Source organism: Gluconobacter sp. P5B12 (assembly GCF_018812035.1).
Taxonomy (GTDB): Bacteria; Pseudomonadota; Alphaproteobacteria; order Acetobacterales; family Acetobacteraceae; genus Gluconobacter.
In genome coordinates, this window is sequence record NZ_JACRVV010000009.1 from 88,993 (window position 1) to 108,706 (window position 19,714).

Annotated in this window: 16 protein-coding genes and 1 pseudogene; 13 read left to right on the forward strand and 4 right to left on the reverse strand. The window is 56.1% G+C overall.

The annotated features are described in order from the left end of the window. Positions 1–56 precede the first annotated feature (56 nt). The 10 genes from KP702_RS13950 to KP702_RS13995 all read left to right on the forward strand — a co-directional run bounded on the left by KP702_RS13950 (position 57) and on the right by KP702_RS13995 (position 11,245). Positions 57–335: a hypothetical protein gene (locus KP702_RS13950; RefSeq protein ID WP_215769232.1), complete on the forward strand. Its 279-nt coding sequence runs from the start codon at positions 57–59 to the stop codon at positions 333–335. Next, entirely contained in the window at positions 332–3,496 is a 3,165-nt protein-coding gene (gene mobF / locus KP702_RS13955) for a MobF family relaxase (protein WP_215769233.1), read from the forward strand. Before KP702_RS13950 ends, mobF begins: the two co-directional genes overlap by 4 nt. Before the next feature lie 1,126 nt (positions 3,497–4,622). Further along, positions 4,623–5,096 carry a hypothetical protein gene (locus KP702_RS13960; protein WP_215769234.1) on the forward strand — a complete coding sequence of 158 codons (474 nt, stop codon included), beginning with the start codon at positions 4,623–4,625 and terminating at the stop codon, positions 5,094–5,096. Continuing rightward, positions 5,097–5,813, forward strand: coding sequence for a transglycosylase SLT domain-containing protein (locus KP702_RS13965; RefSeq protein WP_373687858.1), 717 nt, complete (start codon positions 5,097–5,099; stop codon positions 5,811–5,813). Positions 5,814–6,190: 377 nt separating this feature from the next. Next, on the forward strand, positions 6,191–7,555 hold the full coding sequence (gene repC, locus KP702_RS13970) for a replication initiation protein RepC (RefSeq protein ID WP_215769235.1): 1,365 nt from the start codon (positions 6,191–6,193) through the stop codon (positions 7,553–7,555). A gap of 1 nt (position 7,556) precedes the next feature. Then, positions 7,557–7,901, forward strand: coding sequence for a hypothetical protein (locus KP702_RS13975; protein WP_215769236.1), 345 nt, complete (start codon positions 7,557–7,559; stop codon positions 7,899–7,901). A 253-nt stretch (positions 7,902–8,154) separates the two neighbouring features. Next, positions 8,155–8,919, forward strand: coding sequence for an O-antigen ligase family protein (locus KP702_RS13980; RefSeq protein WP_215769237.1), 765 nt, complete (start codon positions 8,155–8,157; stop codon positions 8,917–8,919). A gap of 235 nt (positions 8,920–9,154) precedes the next feature. After that, positions 9,155–10,000 carry a hypothetical protein gene (locus KP702_RS13985; RefSeq protein WP_373687859.1) on the forward strand — a complete coding sequence of 282 codons (846 nt, stop codon included), beginning with the start codon at positions 9,155–9,157 and terminating at the stop codon, positions 9,998–10,000. Positions 10,001–10,134: 134 nt separating this feature from the next. Next, complete coding sequence (locus KP702_RS13990; RefSeq protein WP_373687862.1) at positions 10,135–10,419, forward strand: Tn3 family transposase; 285 nt, start codon at positions 10,135–10,137, stop codon at positions 10,417–10,419. 88 nt (positions 10,420–10,507) lie between these two features. After that, positions 10,508–11,245, forward strand: coding sequence for an SDR family oxidoreductase (locus KP702_RS13995; RefSeq protein ID WP_215769239.1), 738 nt, complete (start codon positions 10,508–10,510; stop codon positions 11,243–11,245). A 303-nt stretch (positions 11,246–11,548) separates the two neighbouring features. On the opposite strand, the gene KP702_RS16305 is transcribed toward KP702_RS13995, so the two are convergent. The 3 genes from KP702_RS16305 to KP702_RS14010 form a co-directional block, all read right to left on the reverse strand. Then, entirely contained in the window at positions 11,549–11,965 is a 417-nt protein-coding gene (locus KP702_RS16305; protein WP_252348742.1) for a hypothetical protein, read from the reverse strand. 31 nt (positions 11,966–11,996) lie between these two features. Beyond that, positions 11,997–12,824 carry a sulfotransferase gene (locus KP702_RS14005; protein WP_215769240.1) on the reverse strand — a complete coding sequence of 276 codons (828 nt, stop codon included), beginning with the start codon at positions 12,822–12,824 and terminating at the stop codon, positions 11,997–11,999. Between the two features lie 669 nt (positions 12,825–13,493). After that, positions 13,494–15,005 (reverse strand): metallophosphoesterase, encoded by a 1,512-nt coding sequence (locus KP702_RS14010; RefSeq protein WP_215769241.1) that lies wholly within the window; start codon positions 15,003–15,005, stop codon positions 13,494–13,496. A gap of 932 nt (positions 15,006–15,937) precedes the next feature. Between KP702_RS14010 and KP702_RS14015 the strand changes: the two genes are divergently transcribed. From KP702_RS14015 to KP702_RS14025, 3 genes and pseudogenes are all read left to right on the forward strand, one after another. Then, a complete protein-coding gene (locus tag KP702_RS14015; protein ID WP_215769242.1) occupies positions 15,938–16,081 on the forward strand; it encodes a hypothetical protein in 144 nt (47 codons plus the stop codon). Between the two features lie 24 nt (positions 16,082–16,105). Next, entirely contained in the window at positions 16,106–16,963 is an 858-nt protein-coding gene (locus KP702_RS14020; protein WP_215769243.1) for a hypothetical protein, read from the forward strand. 175 nt (positions 16,964–17,138) lie between these two features. After that, positions 17,139–18,097, forward strand: a pseudogene (locus KP702_RS14025) (IS481 family transposase). A gap of 381 nt (positions 18,098–18,478) precedes the next feature. Here the strand turns inward: KP702_RS14025 and KP702_RS14030 are convergent. Further along, the gene (locus KP702_RS14030; protein WP_215769244.1) at positions 18,479–19,672 is read right to left on the reverse strand and encodes an MFS transporter; all 1,194 of its coding nucleotides are present in this window, start codon (positions 19,670–19,672) and stop codon (positions 18,479–18,481) included. Between the last annotated feature and the right edge of the window lie 42 nt (positions 19,673–19,714).

Here is a 19,714-nt window from a genome sequence, read left to right on the forward strand (position 1 = left end):
CACTCACAACCCAGGATGGGAGAATGCCTCTTTCAGTAAGAAGGAGCTGACCATCCGTGTCTGACGTCGAAGACTTTACGCTGCCTCACCCCCTCAAGGGGCAGAGCCAGTTTGAACTGCTTGTCATGACCCGTCTTAACCAGTTCGGGGAAATGCTTGCCCAGATCCATCAGCTGGTCAGCCCGCCTGATACGCCACAGGAGGGAGAGGGACTGCACGAGGTCATGGTTCGCATGGCGAACGCATTGGACCGCCAGGGCAGTGTCATGGAGCAGCTCTGCGAACAGGTTGCGAGGCTTGAGCGCGGGAGCGGCGAAGCGGCCGAGCAGGCATGATCACTTACCGCAAGCTTTCTGCGGCCGGGGCCGGGAAGCTCATCGTCGCCTATCTGCGGGAGCATCAGCTGGAGCCGGAAAAGGATGCCCGGTTCGAGCGGAACGGCGAGAAGAGCCAGTTTGAATCCGGTGATCGCCTAAACTCCTATTACACCGGACGCGATGCCCGCGGAAGTTGGGCCCCTGATATGAGCGAACGGATTGCCAATCAGCTCGGCATTGATGTGACGACGCGCCCGACCGATGAAGCCCTCGCACGTCTGTTTGAGGGCAAGCGCGCTGACACGGGGGAGAAATGGGCAGGGGCTCATGCGAACCGAGAGATTTCCGGGATTGATTTCACGGCCGCCCCGGACAAGAGCGTCACCCTTGCTGCAGAGTTTGCTTCCACGAAAGCCGAGCAGGCCCTCATTTGGTCCGCCATCCATCAGGCGAATGACCGTGCCATGGCATTTATCGCCAAGGAGATCGGGATTGCACGACGTGGAAAGGGGGGCGTCTCGTACAACGAAGGCGGGGATGTTGGCTGGGTCTCGTTCCGTCATTACACGGCACGACCGGTCATGAAGATCCAGGATGGCGCACAAGGCCCCACGGCGGCGGTGGAAGTTCTGGTGCCGGGGGATCCACAGGCGCATATCCATAATATCATGTTCAACGCGGTCGCCACGGAGAGCGGGCACCTCGGGTCTCTGGACAGCAAGCGCGTGACCGGGATGACGTCGCATATGTTTGGCGGATACTTCCAGGCCGAGCTGGCCTCCGAGCTCCGCAAGCTGGGTATTCGGGTGGACGTGGATGCACGCGGTAAGGCTGTCGTCGTCAGCGGTATCCCCGAAGAAGCCCGCGAGCTGTTTTCAAAGCGGAGCAAGCAGGCCGAGCGCATGGCCAAAGCCTTCGTCAAGCGGCAGGGCGGGGACTGGAAGGCCATGAGTGCCGAGCAGAAGTTCAAAGTCCTGCATCAGGCCAATCTGACCTACCGGTCGAAAAAATATACCGGACGCAATGAGCGGGACATCTGGCGGGAGGAGGCCGATGAGATCGGCTGGCACCATGACACGGTCCTGACCGATGAGAAGACAGTTCTGCTGTCCCAGGCCGAGCGTTTCGAGAAGGCTTACGGGATTGCGGCCAAAATGCTGGCTGACGAATTTCGCACGGCCGCTGTCATCGACCGGGACGCCTTCCGGACGCATGCCGCGCACGGTCTCATTGCGGCTGGCATTGAGGGGATGGAGGACGTGGAGCGGGTTGCCGATATGATCCAGGAACGCGGCATTGAGATCGACAGCCAACAGGTCCGCTTCCTTGAGCGCGAGCAGGATGGCCGCCTCCGGGTCGCCACAAGTGTCCAGCTCGCCGTCGAAAAGGACATGGCCCGTCTTGCCGGCCTGTCTGCGCGGACGCGGGACGGTGCACTCAGTGACGAGCAGATCGCCGCAGCCGTCGCCCGGTCGGGTCTCGACTTCACGCGCGAGCCGGCACACGGCGCCGCACAGCTTGCGGCCATCAATGCGCTGGGTCAGGCAGGTGGTCTGGGCTTCCTGATCGGTGTCGCCGGATCCGGTAAAACGACGCTTCTGAAGCCTCTGGTCGACGCCTGGCAGGAGGACGGTCGCACCGTCATTGGCGCGGCCATTGCCTGGCGTCAGGCCGATGCGCTGAAGGATGCGGGCATTTCCCAGACCTACGCGATGACACCCCTTCTGGACGGTCTGGCGCAAGGTAAGATTGTCCTCGATCGGCAGTCGGTTCTTGTCCTTGATGAAGTCAGTCAGGTCTCCCCGCGTCAGCTGCTTGAGATCCTCCAGCTTCAGCAGGAAAAGGGCTTTGCCCTTCGGGTGGTGGGCGACCGGGAACAGGCACAGGCGATCGAGGCCGGTGACGCTGTGGAACTGCTTTTGCGGGTGATGCCCAAAGAAGCCCGTCCGGAGCTATTGAGCACGATCCGCCAGAAGTCGGCGCGGGGTCGGCAGATCGCCAGCATGTTCCGCAGTCCCGGCCGCGATCTGAGCCAGACCGAGGACGAGCAGAAGAAAGCCGATATTGCGCGGGCGCGTGAAGCCATCGACATGAAGCGCAAGGACGGCACGATCCGACTTGTGGGGGGCGACCATGACCAAGTCGTCGAGCAGATCGCTGACCTGTATCTTCGACGCCGCGACATGCTGACGCAGGCCGGATCGGAGCGGGGCATCACCATGTCGGCGCCGACCAACGAAGACGTCATGGATCTCAGCCGTGCCGTCCGTGACCGGCTACGTAGGCGCGGCGAGATCGGGCAGGAGGAAATCGTCAAGGCCGCGATCGATCAGCGTGGCGTCACGTATGAGTTGCCTCTCGCTGTTGGCGACCGGGTTCGGTTGTTTGCAAAAACCAGCGTCCGGGTGGACACAGCCCACGGGCGCCGCTGGCGTGATCTGGGTTCGAATGGTAACTTCACGACCGTCAAAGGCTGGTCCGATGAGGGACTGGTTTTGCAGAATGCGAAGGGACGGGAAGGGCTCGTGCCCTGGACCCGACTGGCCGACCCGAAGACCGGACGCGTCCGTCTGGGCTTTGGTCACGCCATGACGGTCGATGCGGCGCAGGGTGTGACATCCGACGAGCATATCAACGCCATGCCGCGTGGATCCTCGGCCATGACAGGCTTTACCTCTTACGTTGCCGAAAGCCGACATGTGCATCGCTGCTGGACGGCCGTGTCGGAGGGATCTCTCCGGGAGGCCGAGACGTTTTCGCGGGCTCTGGGCGACATCCGGCCGGTGACGGTCAACGATCTGTATGACCGTCTGGCGTCGGATATGGGACGTCATCCCTACAAGTCCCTGGCCGTTGATCTGGCAAAAGCCCGTCTTGCGCACGAAGAAGCCAATACGCGCTGGATCCGGCAGAACCACGTCAATGAGCGGACCCGGCAGAAGGGGCAGTCACCGGGCGGTCAGGTGCGTCGTCAGGTTGAGGAAGCCCCGATCCGGGATGTCCCGCGCGCGCAGTGGGACGATGTCAGTCGCAAGCTGCGCAAGGCCGGGTATGCCGCGCAGGATGCCCTGAATGCAGCGCGGCGAGTTGAAGATCTGCAGGAGCGTCGGAGAGCGCAGCAGGCCGAAGACCGGGAGCGCGATCGCACGCGGGTTCGTAGCACAGGACGAGGGATGTAGGTTCGAAGAGTGAGGCGGCGCGGGACATGCTGCCTCAGTTGCTACAATGTGCTTTTATGTCGTGCTAATATGCACTTAAATTTTTTTCTCGGTGTGAAGCGGTATTACATATGTCGATTTTGCGAATATTTTTCTTCATTAAGATGTTTTTTCTCTTTTTAGGAGTTCCACTTGCTTTGGCGCATGACGCGACTGCTACCCGATCTCAATATATCGAAACCATATTCGTTAGAGCTCCTCTATCTACTTCAAGATTTTCTGTAAACGAAACAACCCTTCCAATATACAGTTGCAAGTTTATCCATAAAACAGATAACGAAACCGGAACGATCTACCAAAAGCTTTTAAAGTATAGGCTGAATCGATCACCTTTACAGAATGTCAAAGATGTTTGGAATGGGATATATATTCAAGATACTAATGGTAATAACAAGCATAGTATTTTATTCGAAAAATCATTCACGAACCAAGATTATATTAAAGGAAAAATTGACGGAATCTCTGTGTTGTTTTCGAAGGATTCGTACGAATATTTCAGAAATTGGCTATCTGATAATAGAACTTACTTATTTGCTGATTCCAAGGAGTGCCGCTGATTTTGGTGCAACGAAGAGAGGTATGTTTTATACATGAGGGAGCATAGATGCCTTAGACTTGGCAGTGCTACCATCAACGAATGGAGACGTCTGATGGTTAGACACGTCGTGAGGCAGAGGACGGGGGATGTAGGTTTGAAGAAGGAGGCGGCACGGGACATGCCGCCTCAGGTGCTATGCGAGTTCTTTGCCACGCGCATAAAGATTCAGGGCGTGCGTGATTGCCTCGACGGCCGCCCGCTTATCCAGTCCAAGCGCCGTCTCGAACGCCACCAGTTCGCTTAGGAGTGCCTGATCCAGATCCGGATGAAGTGGCTCCGTCGTGCGGGGCAGGTCGAGGCTCCGAGAGCAACAGCGGGGAGCCCGAGCATCAGCATCGGGATAAAAGAGCGCATGGGTTTGATCCTCCTGCGGACATCATGACGGGCGCCCATGTGAGTGCGATCCAGGCGCGTCAATCAGGGTCGTGTTCGCACTCACATTCGGATTGGTCAGACTATGGGGAGGTACTTTCTAAAGGATTCTACACCATGCGCTTTCGCTTCTGGCTCGCCGTCTGTGTCTCGCTGGCGGCCCCTCTGGTGTCCCAGGCCTCAGCGCAGCATCTGACGCCTGAGCAGCTCGACAGACTGTCGCAGGAGCGTCAGTCGGAGCTCGGTTCCCGCAACTGGGGTCCGCCCCCGACAGTCCCGCAGGCGCCGCAGACGCTGCACGCCACGCCGGTTCCCGTGACCTGCCGCAGTCCCGTTCATGACTTCGAGCCGCTTTTTGCCGAGCCGCGTCGTGGCGCTATCCGTGTCGGAACCGCCGCTCCGCAGATCGCTGTGACGGACACGGTCTTTCAGGGCTGGCGGCAGGTTGTGCGCTCGGGAACAATCTATGCTTGGATCCCGGAGGCCGACGTCGTAGCCTATCGCCCGCTCGTGGACGGTGCGTCCCCAAACTGCGTTGTCACGGGTGAGAATGCGGCCGGCATGGTCCTGTTCGATTATCCGGCCAAGTAAGTGAGCGCCGCACGCCCCATATTTCTCCTGGCAGTTGCAACCGCGGGCACCGTCAGTCTGGCTCGCGGGGCGGTTCCTGAGCAGATCGTCCCAGTCAATCCGGAACCTGGATCGCCCGTCTTCACACGGCCATCGTCCTCTACGACGACTGGCGGATCCACCGCCACATCCTCGTATCAGGGCGCATGGGGTACGGCGGACGCCTCTGCAACCCTGATGGCCCAGACCTATGGGGCGGACGCGGTGGCTGCGGCGCAGGCGGCCGGGATCAATCCGGACACGCTGGCGGCGTTCGGGCAGATCGAGAGCCATTTCCAGAATGTCGGGAATACGTCCTCGAGCGCACAGGGGGTGTGGCAGGTCACAGACGGCACCTGGAACCAGTATGCCTCCAGACTTGGGCTGAGTACGGCAGACCGGTCCGATCCTGTCGCCCAGGCGAAAGTCGCGAGCGCCATCATCAGCGACTATGCTTCTACGGTGAGTCTGGCAACGGGGGCACCTGCGACAGGGACACAGGTGTATGGGGCCTACATGTTTGGCACCAAAGCAGGATCGGCCATTGCGACGGCTTCGAATGCCAACGCGCCTCTCAGCCAGTTCGTCTCGGCCAAGGCTCTGGCAGCCAACAATATGAGCGGCTGGACGGTGGCTCAGTACCAGCAGACGGTGGCCAGCCGCATGGGCAGCGGGGCTTCGGAGGCCGTCACAAGTTGAAAAAAGCGCGCCAAAATGGACACACTAAACGTCCGTTTTTACTCAGTTTTTTCGCCGTCACAGCGCTTTCGAGGTTGTTCCAGCGCCCGAACGGAGGCACGATGCCCGGATGTCTGGAGACGTCCCTGTGGGCGGCGCCAGCGAGTCGATCCAGAGGACCCCCGATGACGTAGCGCCCACAAACCAAAAACCCCGCCTCCTCCGATTTGGCGATCGGAAGAGCCAGGGCTCCGGCAAAACACTCGTTAGGTGATGAAATCGTTAACTTCATCTAGCGTCAGCTCTTTTCGAAACGCAAGCACTAAATTGCGAACGGGAGCGTTTTGTCTGGTGTCCGGCCGTGAGGTGGTCCCTTCATCCCCAGACCGGACCGATCAATGAAGCATTCTGCACAGACGCAGAGGGCGCAGGCCCCGTGCACGCGGCGCGGCCGACGCCGGATCAGTGAGGCCATGCTGGCCGCACGCGACGAACTGACCACCCCCGTCCCGGCTGAACCCGGCAAACGGGATATGCTGAACATGCTGAAATCCCTCCGCGGTGTCCTGCCTGTCAGCCGGGGAGCAGCCTCGACGCTGATTATCATGGTGGAGAAGACCTCTCCGGACGCCTGGACGGCGCTTGAGACGCCTTTCATCTACGCGCACAACACCACGCTCATGTCCTGGACAGGACTGTCGCGCAGTACACTGCAGCGGCACATCCGAGAGCTGGCGGACGCGCGGCTTCTGGTGCCCCAGGACGGACGCAACGGGCAGCGCGGCCGACGATGGCAGGCGGAGGAGGGCCAGACGCAGGTTGGCTTCAATCTGGCGTCCCTGCGCTACCGCTGGCCGGATCTGCTGGCGTTGAGCGCGGAACAGCGGCGACTGCGCCAGCGCGTGTCCTTTCTGCGCGACAGCATTGCCAGCCTGAACGACACGGTCCGCGCACAGGCAGAAGACCTCGGGCTTCAGAACATCATGGAGCAAGCGACGGGAATCATGCGCAGCCGTCTGAGGACGGCTCAGCCTGGCACTCTGGAGGGGTTATACCGGGAGATGCTGGCCCTTTCTGCGGCTCTGGCCGAGCACTGCGTCGAGCCTGAATCCGGCCCGGATGATGCGCCTGTGGAAAACGCTGTTTTTTCAACGTCGTATCCAGCAGAAATGAGGCCCATGGGTCCTCAAAACGGGGCCCACTATACAGATACTAAAAACATTCAAACTTCTAAAAAAGTAGATCACGTAGCCGCCGATAGCGGCAGTCGCATTGAACACATGCGGTGTGAAGGGCCGGATTCCAAACCCGACCGTTCGAGCGTGTATGACCGGACAGCGTTGCGCGGGTTCAAGGGCACGGCGACGTTCTATCTCGAAATCTGCAGCAGCCTGCGGGATTTCTGTTCCACCGGTCGGCCGAGTGCCGAGCAGCTGATCGAGGCTGCCGAGTATCTGTCGGGGCAGGTGGGTGTAACCTGTCATGCCTGGTCGCAGGCTTGCGTCGTCCTCGGCCGGTTGCAGGCGGCCGTCGCCGTCATCGTCATGGCGTCCCGGCTGGAGCGGGGCGCTGTCATCCGGTTCCGGGATGCCTATTTCCGCTCCCTGATCGAACGCGGGGCACGAAACACCCTGTTCCTTGATCGCAGCCTGTATGCACTGCGGGATCATCGCACCCGGGAAGTGGGGATGCTGGCCGAGGCCGGTGTCTCGCTGGCCGCCGTAGGCGTGGAGAGCCCAAAAAGCCGAGCGGCGTGGATCTGACATGGGGCATGCTGAAAAGCCCACTCTTCTGCGCGTTCTGGATCGTCTCGGGGCACTGACCACCCTGCTTCTGTCGCTGTTCCTGGTGCATTGGCGCGGTCTCGCCGAGGGCTGTCTGGATGGGCTCGCCGTTGGATTTCTGCTTCGGAGCGTCCTGACCCGCGAGTGGCACTGGTGTCGTCAGGGCTTCGTCTGGCCGGCCCTTGTCTGGTGGGGGTGGCTGGTCCTGTGTTCCCTGCCACGCCAGGTGCCAGTTCCGGCAGAGGCGACTGCCAGTTTCACCCAGGCGCTGTTGGCCATCCGCTTTCCGGTCGCGGCCTTCGCTCTGGCGTTCTGGACGTTGTAGGAATCTTGGACCCGGACATGGTGTCGCCGTCTGGTTATCGCCTGCGTTCTGTATCTGGGGGGCAAATGCTGCTTCAGGCGGTGACGGGTCGTAACCTGTTTGGCAATCCGCGTTTCGGGGATTGGGACACTCACTGGCCCCTACGACAAGCCGCGTGTGTCTGCGCCTTTTGCACTGCTGGGTCTTTTCGGCCGCTCTGTTTGTTGGGGCGCTGTTGGGGGAACGTGTGAGAAGGTCCTGGCAGAAAGCACTCGTGACGGAGGCGACCCTGCTGCCGGTTCTCGGTTTGCTCGTTCTGGCTGGCCAGCGGATGTCTCTGGCGACATTTCTTCTCGGCACCGGCGTCTGTGCCCTAGTGCTCCCGTCACTGCGGCGTCCTTCGCTCGCACTTCTGGTCGTCAGTCCGGCTCTGATTGGACTTCTGGCGTTCGTGTCCCCGGACGCTTTCGAGCATCTGGTGACAAAGACACACAGCCAGCTCGCCCACTTCGCCAGTTCCCCGTATGGGCAAATCTACAATCGTGCGGCCGTGATGATCGAAGCCCATCCGGTCATGGGGTTAGGGGACGATGCGTTCCGGCACTACTGTCGTTCTGAGGTGTTCCTGAAGCCCGGTCCGAGCCATCTGCGACCGGATGGAGGCGGAGTGTCTGTCTGCGTCCAGCACACCCATAATCATGTGCTCGAAGCCGCCACGAACAGCGGATTTCCAGGCGCTGCTCTGTTTGTTGCGATGATCGGAAGCTGGTGGCGTGTTCTGGGACGAACCGCCACGCGGCAGGTCGGTCTTTCTGCAGCGCAGATTGCCTGGCGTGTCGGTCTCTTCGGGGCCGCTGTTCTGCATGAGTGGCCTCTGTCGTCGCAGAGCGCTTTTCTGAACATGCCGCTTGGCGGGATTGCTTTCCTGCTTCTGGGGGCAGGGCTGGCAGAAGCCGTCAGGGATCTGAAGGCGGATCGCCCTGACGTCGAAGAGACTGCTCGCGGCGCTTTAACTCTTTCTCAACGGCCTCGCGAATAAACTGAGCCATTCCCCTGTCGCCCACAAGGGCGATGATACGATCGCGCTCCTCAGGACTCAGGCGAACGGATGTCATTTTGAAGTTGAGTGGCGGTCTTCCCATACGCCTCCGCTACACGGCTCGTACTGCGCCTGTCAAACACAAATAAAAGATATCGTCTATTGACGAATAAACGATAGCGTTTAATATGATTTGTAACGCAACATACTGTGTCCCCGTTATCAGGCGGGGACCGTGATCGACAGGTCCGTCATGACACTGAAAGCCATTTCAAAAACACTTTTCTCCAGCTCTGCCCTTCTGCTTCTGGCCGCTTGCAGCAGCGGGATGCCCGCGCCTGAGCCTGTACTGCTCAGTCAGTTCAACCAGAACACGGACAGGTTTGGCGTTGTCAGCACGGTCGGCAAGGCTGAGGGCACGATCCAGAAGAACGGTCGGTCCTGCGATATCTACAAAATTTACACGACCGGCCTGACGGCTGGTGGCCGTGCTGCCATGAAGGCGGGTGAAGTTGTCACCAGTGTTGCAACCCTTGGGTTGGCGCAGGTCATCTGGGCACCGGTGAAGGCTGGCACCCGTCCGCAGTTGCATACGGTTCTGTTCTGCTTTGGCAGTAACGACAAGCTTGTCGACATCTATGACAAGGATCCGACGGACTCCACCGGCCCCGATCACCTGATCATTAACCGCACGGCGTACAGCACACCTGTTGTCGCGGCACCGGCAGCACCCTCTCTTCAGGCGGAGGTGACAGCACAGCCTGGTCAGCCTGTGAGCGTTACACCTGTTGCTGTTGCGCCTGCGCCTGTTGAGGCCGTAGCACCCGCTCCAGGTGCACCGACAACGACGGCCGAGGGCGCACCAATCATTTATGAAAAGGCCGTTGCACCGAAGGCGGCGGAAGCCGCTGGTGCGATCAGCCTGGATAACATGGCGCAGGAAGCGACGACCGGGCTGCAGCAGGTTCAGACAGGCAAGGCCAAGGTTCAGACGGACGCAACGGCAGATGATCTGAACTCGATCAGCTCCCAAAAGGCTGTTGCCGCAAATCAGGCGGTGCTGTCTCGTAAGGCGGATTGAGCGTACCCATCAGCTAGTACTATGTTCCGCATCATCCAAGGCAACTTACGGAGTGTCTACTGTCTCAGATGCGTCGCACTATTACACTGAATGGCTGTTTTCTGATCACAATATCTGGCTGCCTGTCTGGTCTCATGCAGGCAGCTTTGGGGGGGCTTTGCGACTGTCGGCTGTTGGTAAACCAGATGGCAATACCGGTCGTCGGCCTCAATCTCGTTATTGCGGCGATCGTCTACTGGAACGCTGTCTATCTGCAAGCCGCTATTTCGCATCTGCGTTCGACATCGGCGGCCGTCCCTAACGATTTTCTGGCGCATACTTCCCCGGTAGGATGGGGGTACAGCGCCTTTTCCGGGGACTTTCTCTGGGACAAAGCGCCAGCTTCTAAAGGCCGCAAGCTACCAGTGGATCGCTCGTGATTTAGGCATTAGCAAAAACACGTCACTGATGTCGCAAAACGGACACACGTTGTGTGAGAATGTTTTTATAAAAAAGGAGGTCGGATTAATGGCAAGATTTGATGGAAAGCGCGTTTTAATCACGGGTGGGACAAGTGGCATGGGACTTGCCGGAGCACGGCGAGTCATCTTGGAAGGCGGCCAAGTCATTCTGACGGGTCTGAGCGAAGACAGATTGCGATCGGCTAAAGAGGAATTTGGGGATCGAGCCATCGTCGTAAGAAATGACTCTGCTGATCCCACGGCAGAAGCACTTGCCGAAATCGTCAAATCTACAGGTAGCTTGAATGGACTATGGCTCAATGCGGCGTTCGCAGCACTTGGGACACCTGAAGAACTAGACGCATTGAAATTCGATAATATGATGGCGACGAATGTGCGGGGACCAATGCTTCAACTGGCACGGCTCTCGCCAAGTCTGGCTCCGGGAGCATCAGTCGTTGTAACGTCCTCAAGTTCGACCTATGAGGGTGCAGCGGTCACTGGCCTCTATGCTGCAACAAAAGGTGCTGTCGTTGCCATGGCACGCTCTTGGGCTACAGCTTTGGCTCCACGTGGCATTCGCGTAAATGTCCTTGTCCCAGGCCCAATCGAGACAAATTTCCGCAGTTTTTTGCCAGATGAAGCGCGGAAGGGATTTGAGGACTTCGTGCTTAATCAAGTCCCCCTCAAACGGGCAGGAACGCCTGAAGAAGCCGCAGCTGTTGCTCTTTTTCTTCTTTCCGACGATGCATCATATGTGACAGGCAGCCAATACGCAGTCGATGGGGGGCTCATTAGGCGTTAGCAGCGCATTAAGGGAACCGTCCAACCCCCAACCAGCCCTTGGCGTGACATTTCGCCCCCAGCCAAAGCCGAGTTCAACAAGATTCATTTCGCTTATGTCCGCTATTAGGAACATTCTGACCGCGTTTCAGGTCCACCATGTAGGCGATTGCCGGCCGTCTGCTCCGGCATAACTGAGCAGACGGGCAGTTCAGGAGGGGTAAACGGAAAGTCGGCTTTGTGGCGCTGATATTCGGAAGCGGACGCCTTTTCCAGCCGCGACACGGTTCAGCGCGGTTGCATAAGGAACCAGCTGGCAAAGCATTCACCAGTGAATACGAACGCCTCCTGTCACTGCTGCTGACCCTCCTGCGGCTCCCTGTATCGTATCTCGATGGCCACCGAAAAAGCTGGCTGTGAGGTCCACACCAGGAAGGGATTTCACAGGATACGAAAAGGTTGTTGTGATCCCCTTTTCCTCAATGAGTGGGGATTGGGTCGCTCGCTCAATGTCGAGCGGACCAATTTTGGAAAGTTGGGACAAATCCGAAGGAAGCCATTGAGCCTTTGGTGTAATATCCCTTCTTTTCTTCTCAATTACTCCCCTAAAATCCTGAAATCCGGCCTTAATGCTTAATTCTGAGGGCATTGGTAATACTTCTTTTGCTTTAGGCGGCATGAAGTAAGTCGTAGGGTCGCCATATGACATTGCTGGCTCAAGAAGCCATAACGTCACGACCATCCCTCGCAGCCCCTGAAATCGCAAATATAGTCTAGGCAATGATTTGTGCCTTTGACTGGAGATGAAGAGATGTCTCTCGCCAAAACATGCCGCCTTGCATCCGTGCGATAACATCCGGCGGAAGAATACAATGTCGTCTTTCATGGCTAACGACCGGACGTATCCTGTGCAAATCCGGAGTTCCAAGCAGACTGTCGAAGGCTTCTGCATCCTTCTTGGTGACATTGTTCAGATCATATGGATACGTGGGCAGACCGAGACACCGCGTCAGTTTTTCAAGGGCCTGACGCGGATTGGTGGCTAGTGTCTGGTAATCCACAAGAATAAGCTTATCGGCAAAGGGACCGTGAAAAGCCTCCATCAGAACCCGCCAAGCGTAGCCAAAAACACCTTCCCGAGACAGCAGATGATCGAGACGGTCATGCTGCGTGCTTCGTTGAGTGATAGGGACAAGTCGTGACGATAAAATGGGATCTCGCACAATGAGGCGCTCAAGAGAGTCAAGGATCCAGACAGGATCACGCACGCAGCAGATCACGCGCGCTTTCGGGTAGAGCCGGTCGATCAAGGCAAGTCGCGTACACCATTCACGGCTCGTATCCAGGACAATTTGACCGGGCTGTGGATGATAATAATCCTCTAAAACGCCTCGGAGCAGACGCTTGCGTTGCTCCTCAGAAAAATCAGAAGCGTACTCCCCCTCGGCCATCAGACCCGATAGTCGAATGATCATGGGAGCGACAGGCGATATTCGGCCGTGCGCGAGCACTTTTGGATTTTGACTCAGAAGCGCGGCCAAAAGTGTCGAACCGGCCCGGGGGAGACCAGAAATGAAGTGAACAGGTGACGATGCGGTCATGGATGGTGGTGTATCTCGGTTAGAGGAGCCAGGATCTCCGACCGCTAGGACACCAAACCGCATTGTATCAATACGTTGCGAAAGACACTTACGTGTTCCTCAAATGCAACAGTCAATATTTGTTCTTATTTTTCGCGTGCGCCCTTAATATTTTAAAACTGTAATGTGCTATTTTTGCAACTTCTGAACTTTTATGTCGGTTTGTGTCCTCTAACTAGCGCTAAGAAAAACATCCGTTTTCCGACAGGGCCTGCATCTGCAATCGCATTCATGGGTGTGAATGTTCACGCTAAACGGCCGGTTTTTTATCACGCTATATGGCCACCTTTGGCCAGTTAGGGGGGGGGGATGCGGAATGTCGGTTATCGGCAAGCGATAGCCGAAAGCGGCCGTAGCCTGCGCCCATGTTCATGACAGCTACCGACCAATATACACCATTCCGATGCGTAGCCGGGAATGTCGGCTTACACCGACATCTGCTATTCTAAGCCCATGGAATCTGCCGGTCGGAGCCGCCGACCGGCAGATTCCATTTCGTGGAGGGGGTGTATGGTGAACTGTTAGCGCCGCGTGCTGTTCGAAGCTGCCCTAAGACGTTAGCTCAGCAGTCCGACGCCTCCGATGGCAATTTCACGCCGAGCACGAAAGTTGTTGGATGAAATCCGACAATCAAGCCACCTTTATCGCGATATTCTGTAGATCGAAGCCGCTGCCGTCCCCCGCGACATCATGGAAGAACGACACGCTACATTCGCCCGATTGCGGATTAAGCGTGATGATGTCGTAACACATCGGTTTGCCCTCCGCGCCAGTTGACGAGCCGCACCCGACGATCGTCATCTGCTGGCCACCGCGCGTGATCGAAGCGAGGTGTGGGACATGCTTATGACCGTGCAGCACAAGACTAATGCCGCGACGCTCGCACCAGGTGAGGAACGCTTTGGCATCCTTGAACTCTATCAGCCGATCGCCTAATCCGAAGGGGGCCAACAGCTTCTCGTAGAAGGCCGTTGGCTGCCCAGAATAGTTTACCGGATGATGGTGGACAAGCGCGACCTTGAGATAGCCATTGAGTTCGGGCCGTTTGCTCCGCAAGGCATCAAACTTTACCGCGCGATCTAGGCGCTGGCGCTGATTGACCGAGCCCTGCGCGGCATCACCGTCCTCGCTCGAATTGAATGAAAAGAAGACCGTTTGCAGATCGTCGTCGATCTCGAGCGGTGACCAGCCCAGATCGATTACTTGGTCCGCTTGGCGACCAAGCGGTCCCCAAGCATTGCCCTTGATGCGAACGTCGTGATTGCCCGGAATGACGAGTAGACTCTTTGTTGTCAGGCGTTCGACATCGAGCCGTAGCTCGTCGAATGAAGTCCGGTATTCCTCCTTCGGCGTATCAAAGAGATCACCCGTGACCACGACGCGATCAATGCCGGGGAGCACGCCTGCCAGATGCTGTTTCAGCCACGAGCGACGCTGTGTTGCTTCTGGCCGTCCAATATGGAGGTCGCTCAGATGCAGGATCCGTTTGCTCTGCTGCCGTTGAGCTACTCGTCGGATTGCATCGTCTACCTGTCGGCGACCATGACGCAGAGCGGTCACGATTGCGTCGCGATAAAAGGTGCGTGCATCTTTGAGCGGCAGCGCACAGGCACCTCCAAAGGGTGTCCAAAACAGGACCCAAGGCGGGGCAACCGGATGGTCGGCAAGTTCACGCAGCGCGGGGAAGGGATCGACGAACTGCGCCACACCGTTTTGGGGCAGTTCGTCGGGCAGCAGGATCAGTCCAGATTTCTGCGATCCGATCGCCGCTTCGACGAAGAATGAAAAACTCTCCCGATCCTGGTCCCCCCGTCCCTGCGGGAGAACTAGCGCAAAGAAATCATATCCCGTGAAATAGGGACGCAGCGGATCCAACAACGCTCGAACTTCAACTGGTTCGACAGGGCTTCGGTCGCCGAAATTGAACTGTGCACGTCTCAGACAAGTCTCAGCGATGTTCCGAACTTGATCGGTCCAGTCGTCTGACGTGCCTTGGGTCGAACTGATAAGATTCTGGCCATACGCAAGCGACATCAGGAAAGTGCCCAACGTCTCGCGGTCCACTCTCGGCGCCTTGGCTTGCCCTTCAGTCGTGCAATACCCAATGAGATTACTATGCTTTACAGCGAATTTTGCGCCCATGCTTTCCCCTTTGCAATAGCAATATATCGTCCTTGAGCCGCTGCGGCTAGTCTTGGCACCCATATCACTTTACCAATGCGAGAATGTTCCCGGCGAGCATGTGTCTGTTGTCCGTTCGACATGACACCTTAGCTATCTTGATACACTTTCTGGTTTATTTTGCTCTGTGTCGGGAGGCTGATCGCCTTCGCTACGATTGCGTTGCCTGAATGGATAGCCGCTTTTGTGGATCTGAAATCAGATTCTGGCCGGTCTCCAGCGTGCGCCTCTGCGGACGCACGAGGCGCAAGGTCAACGTCCTCTTGTGACAGCAACAAGTCATCCGCTCGGGCCGCTGAGAATGGCAAGAATATCCCAAACGTGGTCTATCACGACTTGCCTGACAATGTCGGCTTTCGGGCACCCGCCACTATCACTTTGATGCCTGCCTTGAGGCGGCTCCCGACATTCAGCTTCTTATTTGTAACTGAATAAAAAGTGCAACAAAACGGGAGCCAAAGAACATGATCGCGATAGCCGACACGGTCAAAATGAGAAACTGGGAAATTCTTCCAAATCTGGAGAAAAAGAAACCTGTCATGTGAGCGTGAGGATAATTGATCGTATTGCAGTAAAATTTAATCCAGATGTCTAGAATTAAAATAGACGAGAAAACAATACCTATTATTAAAAAATAATAATTATGACTTTTTTGCCAAATGGCAAATATAGGAACCAGAACAGCCGTCCTTTCTAATACCTTAAATAGGTAATCTATGAATATTGAGTATAACGAAAGCGATTTTATGCTATCAGAAAAATCATCCGGATCAGAAAAAATATTAGACATGAGCTAAAGTTAGAATTTTATTGCCAATTTAACAAGGTCGTATTCTGCACATTTTTAGACTTACTGCATTCTTGTAATTCTAGGCAGTCCGCTTTCTGGAAGTATGAACAGCTTCATTGATGGCGGACAGGAGGCTTACGCCTACAAGTCAGACATCGAAGTGGTGATGGTTGCTGGCCGAAAGCTGACACTGCAATCTCGCCCGCTCGACGCCCCACTTAAATGTTACAATGCGAGCTACGTGTAGAGATCGCGGCAAAGGGAGAATAGAATGGCAAATCGCATTGCGTGGGAAGATGTTGAGGCCGCACGACGCGATCTGATCGGACACGGCCCGCGCGACCGGTTCCTCGAAAAGATCTGCAAGGGCGCGATCAAGGTCGGGCGCGACAAAACGAACCCGATCCGCGGCAATCTTGTGGCGAGCGCACTGCGTGAGTTGGCGACTCATGTGCTGCATAGTCTAGCGCCCGAAGACGAGGTGCGGCGCTGCATCTGGTTCAAACAAGCTGCGGATACCAAGACCGTCACACGAAGCCAACGCGCGCGGTATATTGTCCAAGCTGGACTTCCCAACGACTTTGTGAAGGAGAAACTTAAGGTTGATGCTGGCGCGGTGGCGAAACCGCTGCTTGCAGCGATGGACAACCTGCACAAGGCAACCCACGTCCGCGCTGAGACGGTGGTATACAAGGGTAGCGCGGTGCGCGAGATGCTTTACAACGTGTTGACCGAAATTCACACGCTGCTCGAAGATGCTGCCTACGCACGTCATTCGATTAAGGATACGGTTAGCACTTCACTGCAGGATGCGGTGTTCGAAAGCCTGATCCTCGATACAATCCAAGAACTTGACGAACTCTCAACGCATACACGCGTCGATGGGCACACAATCGACGAGATTAAGGTGCGGCGCCTGGATGCGGCCGAGATCGAGTACTGCGTGACCGGCGATGTCGAAGTGGAACTGCAATATGGCTCAAACTCAGATGTCGCACACGATATCGGCATGCGCTCAGACGACAGCTACCCCTACCAGGCAAGAGTTATAGTGGCGGCAGGCAAGCCGCTCGACATAGACGCGGAGGCAATCCGGCTCTCGGTAGATACCAGTAGCTTCTACGAATAGCCGCCCGGATCACCAGACACGACCTTGCGTCGATCCCATTTCGGATTGCCTACAGCCTCGAAGTGGTCCGATAGAAAACCGACACTCCACTTTCATCGCCAAACTGCCTGTCGCCTAGGTGTTTAGTCCCGTGTTTTGATGGTGTGATATTTTCACGCGAGTGGAAGGAAGCCTTATGGGACAGATACGTCATGGCAGCGCCACGACCACGCACGCCGTGCGAGCGCACTACAGCGATCGCAGGCTTCGCTCGCGACGCTGAGCGAGGAGTTCGGGATCAACCCGAAAACAGTTGCAAAATGGCGGAAGCGTCAAACGGTTGAGGATCAGAAGACAGGTCCCAAAGAGCCGCGATCCACGGTCCTGTCCGAGACGGACGAAGCGATGATCGTAGCCTTTCGCCGGCATACGTTGCTGCCGCTGGATGACTGTCTTTATGCCCTGCAGGCCAGCATCCCTCATCTGACACGCTCGGCTCTGCATCGCTGCCTTCAGCGCCACGGGATATCCCGGCTTCCGGATATCGCGGGAGACAAGCCCAAACGACAGCGTTTCAAACGCACTCCCATCGGCTTTTTTCACATCGATATTGCCGAGGTCCAAACTGCTGAAGGCAAGCTGTATGTCTTCGTCGCCATCGATCGGACCAGCAAATTCGCTGTCACACAACTGGTTGAGAAAGCCGATCGGAAAATCGCCTGGGAATTCCTCGAATATCTCCTGAGCATCATTCCTTATCGGATCCATACCATTCTGACCGATAACGGCATCCAGTTCGCTGATCAGCCCCGTAACCGCAATACGGCCTGGTCTCGCCCCATGCGCTTCGACATGATCTGCGAAGCTCACGGGATCGAACATCGTCTGACGAAACCCAATCATCCCTGGACGAACGGTCAGGTCGAGCGGATGAACCGGACAATCAAGGAAGCAACCGTCAAACGCTTCCATTACGACAGTCATGAGCAGTTGAGGACACACCTCAACGACTTCATGGCAGCCTATAATTTCGGGCGAAGACTCAAGACCCTCAGTGGCCTTACCCCTTACGAATACGTTTGCAAAATCTGGACTTCAGAGCCAGAAAGATTCATCATCAATCCAACCCATCAAAACACGGGACTAAACACCTAATAATAGAAAAGCGCCTGTGCGGGTAGTGAAAATACTTTTCGCTTTCTTTCTGGCCATCCCGAAATACCCAGGCGTCCAAACACTTTCTGGTCAAGGCCTCGGGTAACTTGAAATAGTGGGCAAAGCCTACACTGACCTATATCAGCCAGGCTTTGGTCCTCGGGATTATAAATGTGTGAAGGGGGCGGGGGCAGACCAGTCCCTGACAGCAGGGACCAGCCATCATGACAGAAGTGCGTCTGATCGAAATACAGTTCGGTATATACAAACTCGGAACGCAGATCATCTTCGGGTCTGCAGACCCCTTCAAGTGTTCGAGACAGACGCTTTAGCTTCTTCATCCTTCAAGAATGAATTCGCATCAGTATGATAGCTTCACAGTTAAGCTTTTTTTGCTCGATTTTCTTCAAAAAGGCTCAGAAGGAAGATCACAAACCCTCCTAACGAAAGAGCAAGTCCAACCCATCCTACTGACGTCCAGCCAGCACCACTCATGATGGCTAATCCGCCCAGCCACGGACCGATAGCATTCGCTATATTAAATGCACTTTGATTGAGCGCTGCTGCCAGTCCTTCTGACCCGAGCGCAACGCTCAGAAGACGCGACTGTACGACTGCCGCCAAGCCACCACTTGCGCCAATCAGGAAGACGTCAATGCTTAGTGGCAGGAGTTTGTCGGCAGCTAACGGAAACATTGCCATAGCTGCTGCCCCCACTAAGAGAGTGCCACCCATCGTGGGCATCATTTTATGATCTGCCATCCAGCCACAAATGAGTGTTCCCACGGTCATGCCTATACCAAAAATCACCAGCATAATGGGTACAAAGCTATCAGGAAGGTGAGTAACATGATGCATGATTGAGGCGAGATAAGTGTAAACGCAGAATATCCCACCAAATCCGATGACTCCAATTGCCAATGTCAGCCAGACTTGTTTGATGCGGAGAGCGGCGAGTTCGCTTTTTACAGACGCGCCTTGTCGTGGTTTGTCGGCAGGGACAAAATATTTGATCAAAACCAGAGTGAGAAGTGACAGTGCCGCAATCACAAGAAAGGTCCAACGCCACCCCAGGAATAAACCAATGAGGTTTGCAACCGGGACACCAGCAATGGTTGCAACAGTGAGTCCTAGGATAACTCTACTTACCGCCTGAGATTGCTTGTTAGGTGGTACAAGGGAGGATGCAACCAAGCCCGCTATACCGAAATAGGCCCCGTGTGGTAGCCCTGTTACGAACCTGAAGAGTAAAAGATGATGATAATCTGATGCGGAAGCACTCATAGCGTTTCCAATCGCATAGAGAGCCATCATTGCGACAAGAAGATTTTTCCGACTGAACTTTGCTCCAAAAATTGCAAAAAGTGGGGCGCCCACACTGACACCGACAGCATATGACACAATCATATGAGCGGCTTGAGGTTCGGAAATTGACAGAGAGTGAGAGATCATGGGCACAAGGCTCATAGCCGCAAACTCGGCTGTTCCTATCGAAAATGTTCCCAAAGCTAAAATAAAAAAGACAATGGTCGTCATTCTTGATGTTGGAGTGGGCGATGTTTCTAAAGTGTCCATAATTGCTAATCTCTAAATATTAATACAGATCCGTTTTTTTGC

Excerpts from the sequence above, each read along its gene's own strand:
- mobF (WP_215769233.1), top strand. The coding sequence starts at position 332 with ATGATCACTTACCGCAAGCTTTCTGCGGCCGGGGCCGGGAAGCTCATC.
- KP702_RS16305 (WP_252348742.1), bottom strand. The coding sequence starts at position 11,965 with ATGGTCGTGACGTTATGGCTTCTTGAGCCAGCAATGTCATATGGCGAC.
- KP702_RS14020 (WP_215769243.1), top strand. The coding sequence starts at position 16,106 with ATGGCAAATCGCATTGCGTGGGAAGATGTTGAGGCCGCACGACGCGAT.
- KP702_RS14030 (WP_215769244.1), bottom strand. The coding sequence starts at position 19,672 with ATGGACACTTTAGAAACATCGCCCACTCCAACATCAAGAATGACGACC.
- KP702_RS13995 (WP_215769239.1), top strand. The coding sequence starts at position 10,508 with ATGGCAAGATTTGATGGAAAGCGCGTTTTAATCACGGGTGGGACAAGT.
- KP702_RS13990 (WP_373687862.1), top strand. The coding sequence starts at position 10,135 with ATGCAGGCAGCTTTGGGGGGGCTTTGCGACTGTCGGCTGTTGGTAAAC.
- KP702_RS14005 (WP_215769240.1), bottom strand. The coding sequence starts at position 12,824 with ATGACCGCATCGTCACCTGTTCACTTCATTTCTGGTCTCCCCCGGGCC.
- repC (WP_215769235.1), top strand. The coding sequence starts at position 6,191 with ATGAAGCATTCTGCACAGACGCAGAGGGCGCAGGCCCCGTGCACGCGG.
- KP702_RS14010 (WP_215769241.1), bottom strand. The coding sequence starts at position 15,005 with ATGGGCGCAAAATTCGCTGTAAAGCATAGTAATCTCATTGGGTATTGC.
- KP702_RS13975 (WP_215769236.1), top strand. The coding sequence starts at position 7,557 with ATGGGGCATGCTGAAAAGCCCACTCTTCTGCGCGTTCTGGATCGTCTC.
- KP702_RS14015 (WP_215769242.1), top strand. The coding sequence starts at position 15,938 with ATGAACAGCTTCATTGATGGCGGACAGGAGGCTTACGCCTACAAGTCA.
- KP702_RS13960 (WP_215769234.1), top strand. The coding sequence starts at position 4,623 with ATGCGCTTTCGCTTCTGGCTCGCCGTCTGTGTCTCGCTGGCGGCCCCT.